General features: G+C 48.8%; 1 protein-coding gene. It reads right to left on the reverse strand.

Going from position 1 to position 576, the window contains the following annotated elements:
• A partial coding sequence (locus NE664_12870; protein ID MCQ4727527.1) for a YibE/F family protein occupies nucleotides 1–576 on the reverse strand: 576 nt, incomplete at both ends.

A 576-nucleotide genomic window follows, 5' to 3' on the forward strand; every position in this document is an offset into this window, starting at 1 on the left:
GTTATGACCGCAAATGCCCCTGCTGCCACCAGCACTCCCGTCATGGTAGAGGCGATAGCCGTCAGTGTCTTCGCGCTGTAGCCGTTCAGAAGCAGCATGGAGACAGCCGTGGAGACAAGAATCGTAAGAATGCTCAAAAGTACGGGGGAATAGCCCCTGTATATCATGGGAAGAAGAAACGCTATGATAAAAAACATGGTAAATGCCAGGCTAAGAATACTTTTTACTCCTTTTCCCCGCCCTACCAGCACCATACATGCCAGGAAGACAATGCCGGTCATCATAAGTCCTGTAGTTCTGTCGTAATTATAGACAGAATAAAACGGTTCCACCCCCTCAGGGCAATCCGCCTTAATAATTAATGACTGCCCCTTTTTCCCATAAACATTATGGGTCGTACTCAGGTAATTGGTTACGGTAATGATTTCCCCGGAATGGCCCTTATTAAGAAGTTTCACCTTCAGTTCCTGGGTTCCCAGCCAGCGTCCCTCTGCTTCCTCCACCGGCTCCAGCTGCTGATCCGTCACCTCCAGCACCCTTGCCTTTACGTAATTGATGGTCCCATTTTCATACATG

Source organism: Anaerotignum faecicola, from assembly GCA_024460105.1.
GTDB lineage: Bacteria > Bacillota > Clostridia > Lachnospirales > Anaerotignaceae > JANFXS01.